Origin of the sequence: Spongiibacter marinus (assembly GCF_016906995.1) — a bacterium.
In the GTDB taxonomy this organism is placed as follows: domain Bacteria; phylum Pseudomonadota; class Gammaproteobacteria; order Pseudomonadales; family Spongiibacteraceae; genus Spongiibacter; species Spongiibacter marinus.
Map to the genome: position 1 here is coordinate 473,401 of NZ_JAFBBD010000001.1, position 15,241 is coordinate 488,641.

Here is a 15,241-nt window from a genome sequence, read left to right on the forward strand (position 1 = left end):
TCGTTTGGCAAACTATGATATAACATTTCTTTTGTGAGATATCTCGCCACATAGGCCTGCGGTTGCGGCGCACTGCGCGGCCGGGGCCGAGCTTCGGAGTTACTTTGATAAACACACTGATAAAGATGCTCGCGGCGGTAGTGCTGCTGCCTGGCTTGTTGGCGCCCAACGCCGCCCTGGCGAAGGACTACCGCACCATCGAGTGGACGGATCTCATGCCAGCGGACGATCTGGAAGCGTTGCTAAACCCGCCGGAGTACCTCAACGAGATTGAAGACGGCTCTGAGGAAGACCGGATTGCCAGCCAAGTGTATTCAGCGGTTAAGCAGGCGAATGACAGTGCTTATCAGCGCGCTTAGTTCGACCAGGGTCCGGCCCGAATTTGATGGCCAGTCACTGCGGGTGCCGGGGTTTATCGTGCCACTTGAATTTGGCGCCACAGAAAAACACGTAACGCGCTTTTTCTTAGTCCCGTATTTTGGCGCCTGTATTCACGTGCCGCCGCCCCCGCCGAATCAAATTATCTACGCCGAATACGACAAGGGCTTTGTCCTGGAGTCGCTTTACGATCCGTATTGGATCTCCGGCGTGCTGACGACCAGCCTCACCGAAAACGACACCGCCACATCCGCTTACTCGATAAAGGTCGAAAGGGTGGCGCCCTATACCGAGTAAAGCGTTGACGGGGCCTGCTCAATAACGCAGTTCAACAGCGCGGCTTCCATGCCCTCAAATACGGCTGGGTCGGCGCTAATGCACTCCACGCGGCTGTCCATACATTCATCAAGCGACACCTCTGTTAGCACGCCGTCGGCTTTGTTGTAGGCGGTGATACCTCGGTCAGTAATAAACACGCCTTTTAGGCGCTCCGCGTTAATACCCAGCAGCAGGTCATAAAGCTGCTGACTGTTGAAGGTCCACTCCGGCTTGAATATCCAGCCGCGACTAAAGAAGCCCTCGCCCTGATTGTCGATACTGAGATAGCCCGCCTCGGGTATCTCCGGATCGATAACCGCCGCTTCGGTTTCATGGTGGTGATGGTGATGAGGGAGCTGATGTTCGGGGGCCGGCGCTGCCAACCACTCCAGCGCCAATTGCCCGTGGGTAACTTGAAAGACTGACTTCGCGTCCAGTCCGATGTCTGCTTCAAGAAAGCTCAACAGGGCAGGAAAGTCCTTTGCCTCGTATTGGTCGGCCTTGTTGGCAACAATCACGTCGGCAATCGCTAATTGCTGTAAAAATGTCGGGTGCTGGGTGTAGCGCTCATCACTGACTTTGCGCGCATCTACCAGGGTAACGGTGGCGCGAAGATCGAGCAGGTCTTTGTAGTGGTCGGCAGACAACACCGCCAACACCTCTTTGGGGTGGCCGAGGCCGGTGGGCTCGATAATGAGTCGATGGGGCCGAGAGCGGGACAGCAGTCGATTCATCGCGATCTGCATGGGCAGCCCCGCTGCACAACACATGCAGCCGCCGGGTACTTCGCTGATGAATACACCGGAGTCCTCCGACTCGCGGCCGCCTAATACACTGCCGTCGATACCGATTTCACCAAATTCATTGACTAGCACCGCCCAGCGTTCATCGGCGGGTTTTTGCTTAAGCAAATGAAGAATGGCGGTGGACTTGCCCACGCCGAGAAAGCCAGTAATGACATTCGTGGGGATGGCGCTCAGTTTTTCTTTGCGGGAACTCATTACATACCTTTATGGCGGGTTGTCGTCGCGCCGTCGCTACAAAGACCGACCGCAGCATTTTTCGAATTAACGTTCATTGCCGCAGGGGCAGTTCAGTTGCTGGCAGAGTCGATGATTTATCCAGTGCCCGACAGCAATAAGTGACGCGCCCAGTAGCGACGCCAGTTTTTCCCCAGTTTCGCCCAGTAGGTCGTGGCCCCACAGCGCGGTGAAGGAAAGAATCAACAAGTCGGGAATACCCCAGCGCAAGGTGCTGAAATTGTGATGCCGACGGCAGCCAAGGCCAAGCGCCACCACACTGATCGGCAACACGGCGATAAGTAGCCATTGGTGGAAGGCTTCGCTGGCAAAACCGGAGGCAGCCAGCGTTGGTGCCATGACCAGTGCTACAGGTAATAACAGGCAATGTATGGCGCAAAATAAAGAAAGGCCAATGGCCGTTTTATCCAAGCTGGCAGCGGGTGTCTTCACATGGTCTCCAAAATCACGGGTAGAGGTATTTCGTATTCCCTCGCCACATCGTAGGTGGGGTTACTTAAATATAATGTGTTGTTGGTTGTGGTTTATGTTGGCCGCTCCCTGACGATGATTCAGTACCCACTGAGCGTTCAGCGAATGTATGCTGGGAAAGACGCGTTGGATGCTGGTAGAAAGCGACTGCAATGTCTCGGCGCGCTTGCACTGATATCCATAGCTTGCGACAACATCGTTGTGACGCTGATGGGCGCTGTCGTTTGACGAGCCCGCGATGTCGATCGACACCGTTGTGAGTTGGCAAGTCCCGCCTTCTAAGCGAAAAAGTGAACCGCCGTCAGACAGTTTTGCCCGCGCTTGCTCGGCGGCCTGCAAATAGTCGGCGTGCTCTACCGGGTGTTCAAATCCTAAGATGTTCAGCGCTGGCGAGCGCAGCTCAATGCTCAGCATTTCGCCATCTTGTAGTAGTTGCAGTTCCGCCACGCCGTGAACGTGGGCATGGTGATGTTGTGCATGCAGCGGGCTACCCGCTAGGGCGCAGGCCACAATGGCGAGATACGCGGTGTATCTCGCCACGCGTGTTGCTAACCGGGAGCCCGCCGGCCTCACTTAGAAGCTACCCCGAACGCCGAGGCTAAAGCCGCGGCCTGGCAGTGGTGCGCGATCCTTCAGGAAGGAGGAGTGCACGCGCGCTTCTTCATCAGTCAGGTTGCTGCCCTTCACGTAGACAGTGACGTCGCCGGGGTATACCGCAAAGGTATAGGCGAGCTCCGCATCGATCATGGTGTAGGCGCCGGTAACGGTTTCCAGCTCGGCCACTTGGTCTTGTTCCAGATAACGCGTGGCGCTGATCTCTGCATCCCAGCCATTGCTGCTGTAAGCCAACTGGCTGCCTAGTCGCGCGGGCGGAATGCGGGGCAGGTCACCGCCGTCGTCGAGTTCACCCCAGGTGCGGTCCGCCCACAGGCTCAGTTTAAAGGGTGACGCGAGTTGCCATGCTAGCTGAGCTTCCATGCCGTACAGTGTGGCATCGGCCTGTTCAAATACGTAAAGGGGTAGCTCCCTGTGCGCGTGCTCTTCCTCTGCGCCGGCGTCGTGCTCGTCATGCTCATGGCCTTCAATATCTTCGCTGCTTAGGCCGGTATTGCGCTCGCAATAAAAGTTATCCACTTCGTTGTAGAACACATTCAGCACCCAGGCGACATTGCCGGTGTGTTTGCGAAGGCTTAGGTCAATGTTGTTTGAGGTTTCTTCTTCCACATCGTTTAGGTAGTGGAAGTGCGGATCGTCGCCTTCGTGTAAACGCAGCAGGGCGCCGACTTCAAAATTGCCGGTGGCTATGTGCGGGCCGTAGGAAAACAACTCCGCAGCACTCGGCGCGCGCTGGGCATGGGTAAGCGAGATACCGGCGTTGTAGTCAGGTGCGAAGTCCCACACTACGCCAGCGGAAACACTGTAGGGCGTGAAGTCGAGGTCGTCGAAGTGCAGTAACTCGTGGTCATGCTCTTCTTCTTCCATTGCCTCTTCGCCGTGGTGGTGCTCCTCCCATTCAATGGGGTCGGCTTCAATGCTGACTTTCTCGACGCGTGCACCCAGTTGCCAGAGGAAATTGCCGACATGTTTTTCTTGCATCACGGCAATGGCAAAGCTTTCGGTGCGGCTCGGTGGCGTAAAGGCTTCCTCGCCAATCGCTTCGAAGTCAGTGCTTTTTGCTTCAAATGACAGCGCGCCTTTCCAGCCGGAAAATTCCTGCAGCAGTAAATCAATGCGGGCTTGCAGTGTTTCGTTTTTAAACACGGTGCCGGTTTCGCCGCCTTCAATTTCAGCGTGCTCGTAGTCGGTGTAACCAAGGCGGGTGTTAATACCGCTCAGCAGCGCGTTGTCCAGCGACAGCTCGCTGATCAACTGCCAGCGATCTTGTGTAAGGTCGGAGAGCACACCTTCATCGTCGTGGTGCTCTTCGTCATGGTGCTCGTCTTCGTGAGCGTCTTCATGGCCTTCCTCTTCGTGCTCGCCATGACTGTGGCCGGGTACGCCATTCAGGCGCTCAAGGCGGCCATAGGAAACACCCACGTAGCCGTTGTCCAGCAGTAAGCTACCGCCAATATTGAAGCCCTCGCTCTCTGATGCGCTGTCTTCAAGTACACCCTCGCGGTGCTCCTCGTGACCTTCTTCCTCGTGTTCTTCTTCGGTTTCCAGAACAGCGATGCCGGGAATCTCGTAGTCGTTACCCTCGCGGCAGAAGCCATCAACATGAAAGGCGAAGAACTCATTGCCGCCGGTAAAGGCCAGAGACGCTTCGTTTTCGTCGGCGACCGTATTGTGGCCAATCGAGAATGCGCCAGTGGGCTCGCTGGAGGAGGGCACGCGGTCATCGACGATGTTGACGACACCGCCAATGGCGCCAGAGCCGTAAAACAGGGTGGCAGGGCCGCGCAGAATTTCAATTTGCTGGGCGGTCATCGCTTCGGTGGCAACCACGTGGTCCGGGCCAACCCGGGATGCATCGCTGACATCCAGGCTGTTTTGGGTGATCAACACCCGTGGGCCGTTAAGGCCGCGAATAATCGGGGTGCTGGATACCGGGCCGAAGTAGCTGGAGTGAACACCCACTTCGTTTTTCAGCGTTTCGCCGAGGGTGGATGCCTGCTTACGGCGAAGTTCTTCGCCGCTGACAACGGTAACCGGCTGAGCCGATTCCATTACCGAGATGTGCAGTGGCAAACCCACAACATCAACCTGCTCAATGGGTGAGCGACGCAGGGTGATGCTCAGCTTGTCGCTGCCGGCATCCAGGTGCAGTGTCTGGTGGCTAAAGCCAGGCGCGCTGATGTGAATCTCTTCAGGCAGTTCCGCGCCGGTATCGAGGTTGAAGCGACCATCGGCAGACGTGCTGGCGGTTTGTTTGCTACCCACTGCTTCAATGGTTGCCCCGTAGACGGGTTTACCTTGGGTATCGCTGACCTGGCCGGTCAACGCATGAGCGGCACTGGATAGCGCCAGCCCCGAAATGCCGATCAGGGCGCAGTGCCCCAAAACTACTTTCATTGTCCGCTCCTATTGGTATTGGGTTTTGCCTGTATGTTCAGGCTTATAAAAAGTCGAGAGTTAACAGTAATCGCTGTTGGCCCGGCGCGACGGCGGGTGAACGGTGAACCAGGCCAGCGCCTTCGTTCCCCTCCCAGTTTTCGCCTTTTAGCAGGGCCACATGGTGTGTTTGCAAGGTATTGATGTCGCTTGCCGCGGGATACAAACCGCTATCGGCATCGCTGAGGCCGCGGCTACCCGCGCCCAATTTGCTGCGGTCTACGCAGTGGTGCGGCAGCCATTGGGTGCCGGGGCCGCTGTAGCTGGTTACCAGCCGACAAGCCACGTTGTCGGTGTGGAACTTGGGGCACATCTTGCCGCTCAGGGGGTGAGCCGCAGGCCGACGGCGTCCAGTTCAAATAGCAGGCTAAACATATCGGCCAGAAGCTGGATGTCGCTGCTTAGTGCTGGATACGCTGTTAATACTGGCTCGGCCTCGCTCAGTGTACTGAGCTGGCTTGTTGGCAAAGAGAGACTGCAGCCGCGAAAGCGGCCTTCTTTTAATAAGGCGTCGCACTCGGCGTTAAGCGCCGGGCTAACGGCGCGCTGCCAAACCGCCATATTGACGTCGGCCCGGTAGGTATCGCCGAAGATTTCCGCGCTGTCACCGGCGACGGTGTACACCTCGGGCATCGATGTTTGCAGTGGGATAGCCATATTGTCGCGCCTCCGCGGTGGTCACGCCTATCAGCCTGTTGCCGTCCCCATTGTTTTTGCCGTGGTGTTCTGCAACGCCGGGCAAACAAAACGGGTTCTGCCAGTGAGTAATTCGGACAAAATGATATGTTATAACATGTCTAAAGAAAAGAGGGAGGTGACATTTCTCAGATCGGGTATGGGTATTGCTTGCTTAAGAGGAGAGTGGTCGGGTCTATTAATAGGGGCTGTGAACAGAGCCGAGGGGCCGCGTGTTGACCAAACGGTTGTTGGGCCGCCCTCTAAATTGGGGATTCATCTGCCGTTGAGCGCTGCTAAGATGATCCGGGCCGCTGAAAACTTTCTCTGGGAGCCACCATGACTCGCATAAATACTTTGTTCTCCAAAGGCTTACTTGCCCTCTGCTGTGCACTGCTCTCTGCCTGTGCCAGCTTCTCGGACTACACCACCGCTGCAAACCAGGGCGATATGGCTTTTATCGACAGCTACCTTGCCGAGGGTGGTGCGGTCGATGAGCGCGATGGCATGGGCTACACCGCCCTGCACCGCGCTGCACAAAGCGGCCGATTGGCGGTCGTGACGCGTTTACTTGATGCCGGTGCGAACCCCAATGTGGAAATGGGAGAAAGCCAGGAAAATGCCCTGATTGCGGCCGCGGGTGCCAGTGCCAATAGTGCTGACATGGTGGCGGCTCTGCTGCGCAGTGGTGGCGACCCCAATCAGGCCAATGCATTTGGTAAAACGCCGCTGTGGGCCGCGGTGAGCATGAATAATGTCGAGGCCGCGCGCCAGCTGATGGATGCCGGTGCCGACCCCGACGTGCAGGTGACTGGCTATACCCCCCTGATGTTGGCCGCCCATAACAAGTACAGCGAATTGGTGCGCTTGCTGCTGGTGCGCGGCGCCGATGTTGAGGCCGTGAGCAATGGCGTTGTGGCCGGTTACAACGCGCTGTACTTCGGTGTTGAACGCCGCAACTGGAACCAAAAAAGTGGCTGGCAGAGTGCGACCCGCCTCGGCCCGGTGGCCGCCTCTCATCGCGGTGTAAACGGTGTTAATGAAGCCTTTTTGCACAGTGAGCAGCAAAAAGTCGTGGATATGTTGCTGGCTGCCGGTAGCGACCCCAATATCCGCGGCAAGTGGACACCGCTGACACGCGCCGCGCGTCAGGGCGCGGATGCAGGAGTTGTTGAGTCGCTGTTGCTGGCAGGTGCCGAGGCGGATAAGAAAACCCCCGACGATTACAGCGCCCTGTATCTCGCTGCGGGCTGGAACCGCGACGAGCAGGTCGGCCTGTTATTGGCGGCGGGCGCCGATGTGAACCTGGGCAATGACAACGAATTTGAGACCGCCTTATTCAACGCGGCAAATAACGGCCATGTTGGCCCGGTAAAACGCCTGCTGGCGGCCGGGGCAAATGTTGAGCTAGCCGATACGGAAGGCTTCACGCCGCTTTATTTGGCCAGCTATGAGGGCTATGCAGAAGTGGTTCGACTTCTACTGGCAGCGGGTGCGAATACTGATACACGCAATGGCAAAGGTGATTGGAGCCCTCTGCAAACTGCGGCGGAACGAGGCCATACCGATGTTGTTCGAGAATTGGTGGCGGCCGGTGCCGATGTTGATCAAAGAAGTAAGCGCCAATCAACGGCAACGTATTTTGCAGCGAAGTCGGGTAAGAAGGCTACGGACGACATTATTAAAATGTTGGCGGTGGCGGGTGCCGATGTTAACGCTCGCTGTGACGGTGGTTACTACGCTCTACACATCGCTGCCGATAAAGGTTACTACGACACCGTAAAGACCTTGCTTTCCTTGGGTGCCAACCCCAACCTGCGCGACAAAGACAATGAGTCGGCGCTGGATATTGCTATGCGCCACGGTTACAAAAAAACCACAGCCTATATTCAGCAATACGGTGGCCAGACCAACTCCTATAAAAAGTCCAACAGCGGCGATATGTTTGGCAAAATCTTCGCCACGGTGGCGATTGGCGCCATTGCCGGCAGTGCCGATATTCCCATCGAAAACTCGCTGGATGTGATGGGAGCGGCCGTTGGCGATATTTGGGTAGACGATGGCAAGGGCACGCGCCTGGCGCAAATGCAGCAACAGGTTGCTCAGGGCACTTACCAAATTAAAGACCCCGCGCTGCGCCGTTTGGCAGAAACCCGCGTGCAACTTGAGCAGCAAAATCGCGAAATTCAACAGCAGGTTGCGGCCTACAACGCCGAACAAAAGCGTCGCCAGGAAGAGCAGCGAGCGCAAATCGCAATGAAGCAGGCCCAGTACGCTGAGCAAAAAGCGGCGTATGAACAACGCCAACGAGAAGCCGCAATAGCGCGCCAGGAAGCTGCCCGCGCAGCAGAGCAGGCACGCCGCGAAGCGGAGCAGCGCCGCCGAGAGCAACAAGCCCAACAGCAAGTCCAGCAACAGCAGGAGGCCGCGCAGGCACGCGAGCGTGAGACCGCCAAGCGCGCAGCAGAAGCGGCGCGCCCCAAACCGCGCTCGGGCAGTATTAACAGCGGCCGCATGAATACCGCAGAGAAGGCGAATTGTGATTGTGAGGGAACACTGACCAAGCAGAACTTCTCCGTTGGCGCGTGCCAAGTGGCCTCGTTGAAGGTGGCCTACGAGGTGAGTCACTTCTTTGGTGAGCCCTTGGTGAAAGGCGACTACAAATGGCAGAAGGGCGGCGCAGAAGATGACTGCCTGCCGAGCGACTTTACCCTGTGGCTGAAAATCCAAAATGGCGATGCCTTTGGCTATGTGGAAATCGACCCCGCGATCCCTCGTGCGGGTCAGGTGTCTTTTTCGGGCACCGCCAGCAGCCCCGACTGGGACAGCTTCATCTGCGGTTATCAGGGCGGAACACGCACCGCCTGCTTCGACGCGGAAACCGCGAAAACCCTCTACAAGCAGGGCCGGGTGGTTGGCTTTGAGGTCTCCCACCAATGATCGCTCCCTATGAACCCCGCGACTGCCAGTATCTGGAGACATGGCAGCTTGGGGATTGGCGCATGAAGGCCTACGGCATTCGCTATGGCGACGCGCCAATCCAGCCGCAGTTGTTGCGCGCAGCAAAACAGCTAACTGCAGATAGGCTGGCAGATAGCGCCGATGTTAGTGCTCACTATCACGTGGGTTATGTCGGCGTTCATCAGGGTAAAACGGCGCACTTTGTCTTCGTTGATTGGTGGGCCGATGAAAATGAGCTTCACCACCACGTGTACGTGGCACCACTGGAAGACCCAACGGCCTTTCGCTATACCACTCCCTCAGGTTTAATCGCCTGTGTGTGGGATATGAAACTGATGGCCCTTGAGCGCAACGCTTGGGTGGAAACGGTATTGGCAAACCCGGCGGGCAGCGTTGAGGACTACCTGGCTCGACACATGAACGGGCCGCTTTAGCGGGAGCACGCGGTAATGGAACACCCCTTTGCAGAACATATCGGCTTGCAGGTGCTGGAGCAGCGCGACGGATACAGCGAATGTGAACTGACCCTGGACCCCGCCCGCCACATGAACCCCCATCAGGTGGTGCATGGCGCCGTGCTGTATGCGCTGGCCGACACCGGCATGGGGGCCGCGGTATATCCCGGTTTGGCGGCAGACGAGTACTGCGCCACGGTCGAGATCAAAATCAATTATTTTCGGCCTGCTATCGCTGGCATCGTGCGCTGTGTAACGGAAATGGTTAATCGTGGGCGCAGCCTTGCTAACCTTGAGTCGCGACTTTACTGCGGCGATAAGCTATTGGCGCAGGCCAACGGCAACTTCGCCATTATTCCCCGCCGCTGAAATTCCCCGCGCGCCTAGGGTGTACGGCCCACAGCAACCGGGCCACCAGCGTAGACAGTACCAGGCCCAGAGAGCTCAGCAGCCACACCAACACTGCGATATCGCGAATCGCGTGTTGGGAGAGGGTTGCCTGCACATTTATCGCAAAGGCCACGGCCGCGATGGGCGCCAGCGCGGCGGCGATGGCGACGGTGGTATAGGGCTTGTGAAATAAAGAACGACTGCGGAAATAGGGCTTGATGGCCACCGCCAGCACCAGGCCGATCAAGCTGAGCAATACGCCGCATACCCAGGGCGTGATCGCGAGTAGGGAGTCAGAGGGCATCCACAAACAGGCTGCTGCGCCGAGAAGGCCCCACGCGGGCAGCAGTGTGCGGCAGGCAATGGTGAACACGATCTCTCCAAGCGTTGGCGGCTAAACAACGTTATACGGCGTATCGCGTTGGGGAGATTTTTCGCTACAAGCCAGCAGGCTGGAGCCATTCAATGAGAGTAAGCGGGCCCTAGGTTCTTACCTTGGAGAACTCTTCATCCATTCGCATAAACATATACACGCCCATGCGGTTCTCGTCATCGTTGAAGTTGTCGGTGATATTGCGAATCACCTCGCAGGCACTGGCGATCATATCCTCGCAGTGCTGCTTGCCCGCTGGGGTCATGGTAATCAGTTTTTCGCGCCCGGAATTGGGTTCTTCGGTTAGCTCGATGTACTCAAGCGAGGCCTGTGCCAACGCTGACCTTTTTGCTTGCTACTTTAATCGGCACAGCCTATTGAGGCGCTGTGCGTTCTGCGTTTCACTAAGCGCAGCACGGTGTCGGGGTGGGCAAATGATCATTGCGCGAAAAACAGCTTACTTGATTGCTACGGGCACTCTGATTGCTGCGGCTGCGCTTTACCTGGGGCGCGGCGCTGATACCTCTCCCAGTGCGGTAACGCCCACTCCAACTGGCCAACAACGCAGCGACAAAAGCGTACGTCACCAGGCGCTGGTGCAAAGCCCCAGGGGGGATGCCAGCCAAACAACTGAGGGTTTGACCGACATGCAGCGCCGAGCCCAGCAGCGCGAGCAGGCATTCACGGCGGCGTTTACGGCGTGGTATCAACCACCCGCCGAGTGCGAAGACATCCAGTCGGACGCGCAAATGCTGAAATGCGCCAGCGATAAATTGGCCGCCAAGCGCCGTTTCCGCCAACACTATGAGGCCGCGGAGCCCTAAGCTGCGTGGAAGGCAAGTCAATATGGATTACTCATTGATCAAGGCGCTACACATCAGCGCGGCGCTGAGCAGCTTTGCATTCTTTTTGCTGCGCGCCACATGGTCACTGCGTGCCTCGCCTATGATGCAGCGGCGGTGGGTGCGGGTGTTGCCCCATGTGCTCGACACCGGCCTGTTGGCGCTGGGTGTCAGCCTGATGATTATGCTCAGTGCCTGGCCGCAGCAAACGCCCTGGCTGGCGGCAAAGCTCTCTGCCTTGCTGCTGTACATCGTACTGGGCAGTGTTGCGATAAAGCGCGGCCGCAGCCCTGCGCAAAAGGCGGCTTTCGCTGCGTTGGCGGCGCTGGTCTTTCTCTATATGCTCAGCGTGGCCTTTAGCCATAACCCACTTGGGTTCCTGGCGCTGCGCTGGTAGCGCTTTTATGCCACGCGTTGCAGCCGTCGCGGCGGCCTGCTGGGGTAGTTGGGGCCGGTGGGTTCGGAGTGCTCCAGCAGATAGGCCTGCACCGCATCGCGTACCGCGCGCCCGCCACCCTCAACACCGTGATGCCCAAACAGCCGATTAAACTCCAATACATAGGGATGGTTGCCCACCATGGCAATATCGAACCCTGCGTGATTGATATCCAGGCTGCGCGCTAAGTGCAGGGCGAGCTGAGTGGCCGCCTCGGGAACGGCGCCGTGGTCGCACAAGCCGCCCTTGGCGACATTGTTGTAAAAGCCCTGTTCAGATTGCAGACGCCAGTACGCCGAGAGCACCTTGTCGCCGATCACCACCACGCGAATATCGCGGTCGATCGGCAGGTACTCCTGAACGTAGATCACGTCGCTGCGTTGCAGGTAGCGCTCCCAATCGGCGCGATCGCCGATCAGCCATACCCCGTCGCCCTGAGAGGCCTTGGGTAACTTGGCGACAAAGGGCAGCAACATGTCGCGCCATACCCGCTGTGCGTTTTCGGGGGTGTTCGCCAGGATAAGCGTTTGTGGGCAATGCCCGGGGGCGACAATTTCAAAGGCGCGCGTCATCTCAATTTTATTGTGGCCGAGCCGATAACTGGCCTCGCTGGGGAAAACCCGCGCGTTCAGGCCATAAACCAGTGCATTGAGCTGCCAGTACTCTGGGTAAAGCACCCAGTCGGCATTGCTTATATCTTCGCGACAACGAAAAATATCGTCGGGCTTGAGGACTTGTGTATCGGCGAAGCCGAGGCTGCGAAACACATCGAAAGAGATCCAGGCCATGGTATAACACACGCAATTGAACGGCGGGTTTTTACGGTGAAATGCCCGGCCCGTCAATAGCAGTAAAACGGAATTTTTAGCAGTTTTTTCAAGGAGTGATCGGCAGTGAAACAATGGTTATTCAAAGGGGTGATTGTCGTCACCGGGGTGGCGTTGCTGTGGATGTTTCGCGTGGCAATTATCGAGCAGTTTGGTCAGCGCATGATGAATAACGTCCAGCAGTTACAAACGCAAAATCTGGAGCGCATCGCCGCGCACCAGACGGCCCAGCAAGCGCAGCGGGACGCCGAGCAACAGCGCATTCTCCAGCGAAAAGCGGCGGCGCGGGCAAAGGCAGAGCGGCAGGCGAAATTAGAGCGGGCTTTCGAGCAGCAGTACACGGCGCCGGGCGGCTGCCATAACTGGCAATCCGATCGGCACATGGTTGAGTGCGTTAATCACCGCATGCGCGCCAGGCGGGCATTTTACGAGACGCAAGATAAGCGCCTGCCGCCAACGCAACGTGACGGGGCGAGCGTGCGCAGCGCCGGCTGACGGCGAGCACGATATACCGCCGCCTAAGCCGTTTGTGCCTTGCGACGCTCCGGGTAGCAGGGCAGCATAACGAACCACTCTCACCGGACGAGCGCCGCAATGACCGCCTTTACCGACAGCAGCTACTACTCACAGACCTTCTCTGAGCTTGAGATGCAGGATCAATGCATCGAGGGTGTGGAGTTTGAGGGCTGTCACTTCAAACAGTGCAATTTCTCTCAGGCCAGTTTTCAGCGCTGCAATTTTGTCGATTGCGAATTTGAACAGTGCGACCTCAACTTACTGGACCTTGGCTACAGCAAATTTTCAGACAGCCTGTTTCGCGACTGCAAAATGCGCGGCGTGGATTGGTCGAAAGTTTCCTGGCCACGGGTATTGTTTGCCGCGCCGGTGCGGTTCTTTCAGTGCCTGTTAGACGACGCCTCGTTTTACGGCCTGCAATTACCGGAATTGATCGTGGAAGACTGCCGGGCCTGTCGCGCAGATTTTCGCGAGGCAGATCTGAGTCAGGCCAGTTTTCAACGCAGCGATTTAAGCGGTGCGCAGTTTTCAAAAACCGTTCTTGAGCGCGCGGATTTTCGCGACGCACAGAATTATCACATTGATATTTTTCACAATCGCATTAGCGGCGCAAAATTTACCCGCTACGAAGCGCTTAGCCTGCTCGACAGTTTAGATATTGAGCTGAGTGACTAGGGCACCTCTGACTAATTGAGTTACGCCTGTTGCGGCTAAAAATTCGCCAACCCAGGAATGAGAAGAGAAGTTTGGAATAACCAGACGTCGCTTCCTTCGCCCTGCTGGAGGCAAGAATGACCTCGGGCAGGTGCATCTCAATTAGTGTTAGCAGGCCCTGGGTTTTATCGCTAAAAACACGGGTTTTTACCGCATTGATTCACGGCCTCAATACTAATTATTGCTGCGCTGAATGCGTAAAATGTATGTATGATCGCGACATAAATAATGCGGTAGAATTTGTCCGTTTTTCCCTTGCGATCCGCTTTTTCAATCTATATCGTGCCCGACAAATTTGCTGTCGATAGGTGATGCGCGGTGTATTTCACGCCTTGCATAAACTATCGAACAGCGTGTTCATTCCCCGGCGATGTAGAAGGAAAACACCATGCGTAACACATTCTCTGCTTTGGTTCTGGCAAGCGGTATTGCTGCAGCGTGCCCAGCGCTTGCTGAAGAAGACCGTTATTTTGGCGCCGCAGCGGGACAGTTCACCGTGACCGAGAGCGGTGAAGAAGCGGAACCGGCGTTTGCCTTTTTGCGCTATGGCATGGAGTTTAACGACTACCTGGCGGCCGAGTTCCGCGCGGGTATGGGGCTGGGCGATGACAGCGTCAATATCGAGGGAATGGCAGTGGAAACTGAGCTCAAGCAACTGCTCGGCGCCTACCTGAAAGTGGGTTACCCCGTAACAGAAAGCATTTATCCCTATGTATTGCTCGGCGCGTCGCACACTAAGTTTAATGCCTCAGTGGCGCAGCGCCCCGGCCGAGTCACGGTTAGTGAAAAGCGCGACAGTGTTTCCTACGGCCTGGGCGTCGCGTTTGAAGTGAGCGACCTGCTGGCGATTACCGTTGAGCAAACCCGCTACACCGATAAAGACGAGCTGGAAATGGACGGCTTGAGCATCGGTTTTAGCCGCAACTTCTAACGCAAGGCGGGCCTCGTGCCCGCTTACTGCCGCGTTTTCAGCAGGTAGTCAAAAATCGGCAGGGTGATGTTGAAATTGCACGCGGCCATTTTATCGCGCTGATGATGAACGCGGTGGCTGTGTCGCAGTGAGCGCCAGCCAGGAATACAGGCAAATACCCGTTCGGCCGCCGCGCCCTCGGGAATGTGATAGCTAAAGTGCAGCACCTCGTACAACAGATAGCCGCCAATCGCAGCAATGACATAAAGGTAGGCAATGTTCGGGCTGGCAATCTGGCTTAACACCAGCGCCCCGGGTATTGCCAAGCCGACAGTAAACGCCACGATCAAATAGCTGGGAAACAACACCACGCGCCAGTCCCGCGAGTTGGCGTAGTCCATATCGTCGTGCAGAAAAAAGCTGTGATGATCGCCGGTGTGGCGCTTGTAAAATAATCCGCCCAGTCGGGTTTTACGGTGTCCCAGCCAGCGATGGGCGTAGTACTCGGCAAAGTTCACCAGTATTAAGGTAATCGGCAGCGCCAGGTACTCCGCAGGCGAGGGCTGCTCGGTTTGCATCACGGCGTAGGCGATCACGGCCAAACCCATCGCGGCCACACTGAGCATGTGCAGCCAGCCGGAATAGTAGGGGCTGATGTCGCGGCGGTAGCGCTCTCGAAACGCCAGCATGGCATCGCGTTGCATGGTGTCTTCTCCTATAAAGCTGTTCAGAGCATAGCTATTGAAGTGGGGCTTGGGTAGCGGCTTACGAGAGTTGTTTGAAGCACCGATTTTCAATCTTGAACATGGTACGCGCTGGGCGGTAGTGGAAGTGGCGGCAGGCCGTTACTATAAGCCTTTGTTTTGTCGCCATGGATTCCGCCA

Annotated in this window: 20 protein-coding genes; 10 read left to right on the plus strand and 10 right to left on the minus strand. The window is 56.9% G+C overall.

Features of this window, described 5'->3' with window-relative positions:
• The first annotated feature begins 104 nt into the window (after positions 1-104).
• Positions 105-359, plus strand: a complete 255-nt coding sequence (locus HNR64_RS17050; protein ID WP_239547433.1) for a hypothetical protein — start codon at positions 105-107, stop codon at positions 357-359.
• On the plus strand, positions 334-675 hold the full coding sequence (locus HNR64_RS17055; RefSeq protein WP_239547435.1) for a DUF3299 domain-containing protein: 342 nt from the start codon (positions 334-336) through the stop codon (positions 673-675). The genes HNR64_RS17050 and HNR64_RS17055 overlap by 26 nt, the downstream gene beginning before the upstream one ends.
• Here HNR64_RS17055 and HNR64_RS02255 read toward each other — a convergent pair.
• From HNR64_RS02255 to HNR64_RS17305, 6 genes are all read right to left on the minus strand, one after another.
• Positions 663-1,697 carry a CobW family GTP-binding protein gene (locus HNR64_RS02255; RefSeq protein WP_204994959.1) on the minus strand — a complete coding sequence of 345 codons (1,035 nt, stop codon included), beginning with the start codon at positions 1,695-1,697 and terminating at the stop codon, positions 663-665. The genes HNR64_RS17055 and HNR64_RS02255 overlap by 13 nt on opposite strands.
• Positions 1,698-1,763: 66 nt before the next feature.
• Positions 1,764-2,168 (minus strand): MerC domain-containing protein, encoded by a 405-nt coding sequence (locus tag HNR64_RS02260; protein ID WP_204994960.1) that lies wholly within the window; start codon positions 2,166-2,168, stop codon positions 1,764-1,766.
• A 60-nt stretch (positions 2,169-2,228) separates the two neighbouring features.
• Positions 2,229-2,747, minus strand: a complete 519-nt coding sequence (locus HNR64_RS02265; RefSeq protein ID WP_204994961.1) for a ZrgA family zinc uptake protein — start codon at positions 2,745-2,747, stop codon at positions 2,229-2,231.
• Positions 2,748-2,780: 33 nt separating this feature from the next.
• On the minus strand, positions 2,781-5,219 hold the full coding sequence (locus HNR64_RS02270; protein WP_204994962.1) for a TonB-dependent receptor: 2,439 nt from the start codon (positions 5,217-5,219) through the stop codon (positions 2,781-2,783).
• A gap of 43 nt (positions 5,220-5,262) precedes the next feature.
• Entirely contained in the window at positions 5,263-5,571 is a 309-nt protein-coding gene (locus HNR64_RS17300) for a DUF1826 domain-containing protein (RefSeq protein ID WP_204994963.1), read from the minus strand.
• Positions 5,572-5,579: 8 nt separating this feature from the next.
• A complete protein-coding gene (locus tag HNR64_RS17305) occupies positions 5,580-5,915 on the minus strand; it encodes a DUF1826 domain-containing protein (protein WP_204994964.1) in 336 nt (111 codons plus the stop codon).
• Between the two features lie 357 nt (positions 5,916-6,272).
• Here HNR64_RS17305 and HNR64_RS02285 point away from each other — a divergent pair, with 357 nt between their 5' ends.
• The 3 genes from HNR64_RS02285 to HNR64_RS02295 are packed head-to-tail and all read left to right on the plus strand — an operon-like array spanning position 6,273 to position 9,718.
• Positions 6,273-8,873: an ankyrin repeat domain-containing protein gene (locus tag HNR64_RS02285; RefSeq protein WP_204994965.1), complete on the plus strand. Its 2,601-nt coding sequence runs from the start codon at positions 6,273-6,275 to the stop codon at positions 8,871-8,873.
• Positions 8,870-9,328: a hypothetical protein gene (locus HNR64_RS02290; protein WP_204994966.1), complete on the plus strand. Its 459-nt coding sequence runs from the start codon at positions 8,870-8,872 to the stop codon at positions 9,326-9,328. The genes HNR64_RS02285 and HNR64_RS02290 overlap by 4 nt, the downstream gene beginning before the upstream one ends.
• Before the next feature lie 15 nt (positions 9,329-9,343).
• Complete coding sequence (locus HNR64_RS02295) at positions 9,344-9,718, plus strand: PaaI family thioesterase (RefSeq protein WP_204994967.1); 375 nt, start codon at positions 9,344-9,346, stop codon at positions 9,716-9,718.
• Here HNR64_RS02295 and HNR64_RS02300 read toward each other — a convergent pair.
• Together HNR64_RS02300 and HNR64_RS02305 are read right to left on the minus strand one after the other, a co-directional pair.
• Positions 9,702-10,112 (minus strand): hypothetical protein, encoded by a 411-nt coding sequence (locus HNR64_RS02300; RefSeq protein WP_204994968.1) that lies wholly within the window; start codon positions 10,110-10,112, stop codon positions 9,702-9,704. The genes HNR64_RS02295 and HNR64_RS02300 overlap by 17 nt on opposite strands.
• A gap of 109 nt (positions 10,113-10,221) precedes the next feature.
• Entirely contained in the window at positions 10,222-10,449 is a 228-nt protein-coding gene (locus HNR64_RS02305) for a helix-turn-helix domain-containing protein (protein WP_204994969.1), read from the minus strand.
• A 97-nt stretch (positions 10,450-10,546) separates the two neighbouring features.
• Here HNR64_RS02305 and HNR64_RS02310 point away from each other — a divergent pair, with 97 nt between their 5' ends.
• Entirely contained in the window at positions 10,547-10,936 is a 390-nt protein-coding gene (locus HNR64_RS02310) for a hypothetical protein (protein ID WP_204994970.1), read from the plus strand.
• Positions 10,937-10,958: 22 nt separating this feature from the next.
• The gene (locus HNR64_RS02315) at positions 10,959-11,351 is read left to right on the plus strand and encodes a SirB2 family protein (RefSeq protein ID WP_204994971.1); all 393 of its coding nucleotides are present in this window, start codon (positions 10,959-10,961) and stop codon (positions 11,349-11,351) included.
• Between the two features lie 5 nt (positions 11,352-11,356).
• Here HNR64_RS02315 and HNR64_RS02320 read toward each other — a convergent pair whose 3' ends face one another.
• Positions 11,357-12,178, minus strand: a complete 822-nt coding sequence (locus tag HNR64_RS02320) for an ATP-grasp domain-containing protein (protein ID WP_204994972.1) — start codon at positions 12,176-12,178, stop codon at positions 11,357-11,359.
• Positions 12,179-12,283: 105 nt separating this feature from the next.
• On the opposite strand from HNR64_RS02320, the gene HNR64_RS02325 reads away from it, so the two are divergent.
• The 3 genes from HNR64_RS02325 to HNR64_RS02335 all read left to right on the plus strand — a co-directional run bounded on the left by HNR64_RS02325 (position 12,284) and on the right by HNR64_RS02335 (position 14,378).
• Complete coding sequence (locus tag HNR64_RS02325; protein WP_204994973.1) at positions 12,284-12,712, plus strand: hypothetical protein; 429 nt, start codon at positions 12,284-12,286, stop codon at positions 12,710-12,712.
• Between the two features lie 99 nt (positions 12,713-12,811).
• Positions 12,812-13,408, plus strand: coding sequence for a pentapeptide repeat-containing protein (locus tag HNR64_RS02330; RefSeq protein ID WP_204994974.1), 597 nt, complete (start codon positions 12,812-12,814; stop codon positions 13,406-13,408).
• A 427-nt stretch (positions 13,409-13,835) separates the two neighbouring features.
• Entirely contained in the window at positions 13,836-14,378 is a 543-nt protein-coding gene (locus tag HNR64_RS02335) for a porin family protein (protein WP_204994975.1), read from the plus strand.
• A gap of 23 nt (positions 14,379-14,401) precedes the next feature.
• Here HNR64_RS02335 and HNR64_RS02340 read toward each other — a convergent pair whose 3' ends face one another.
• On the minus strand, positions 14,402-15,061 hold the full coding sequence (locus HNR64_RS02340) for a sterol desaturase family protein (protein WP_204994976.1): 660 nt from the start codon (positions 15,059-15,061) through the stop codon (positions 14,402-14,404).
• Positions 15,062-15,241 lie beyond the last annotated feature (180 nt).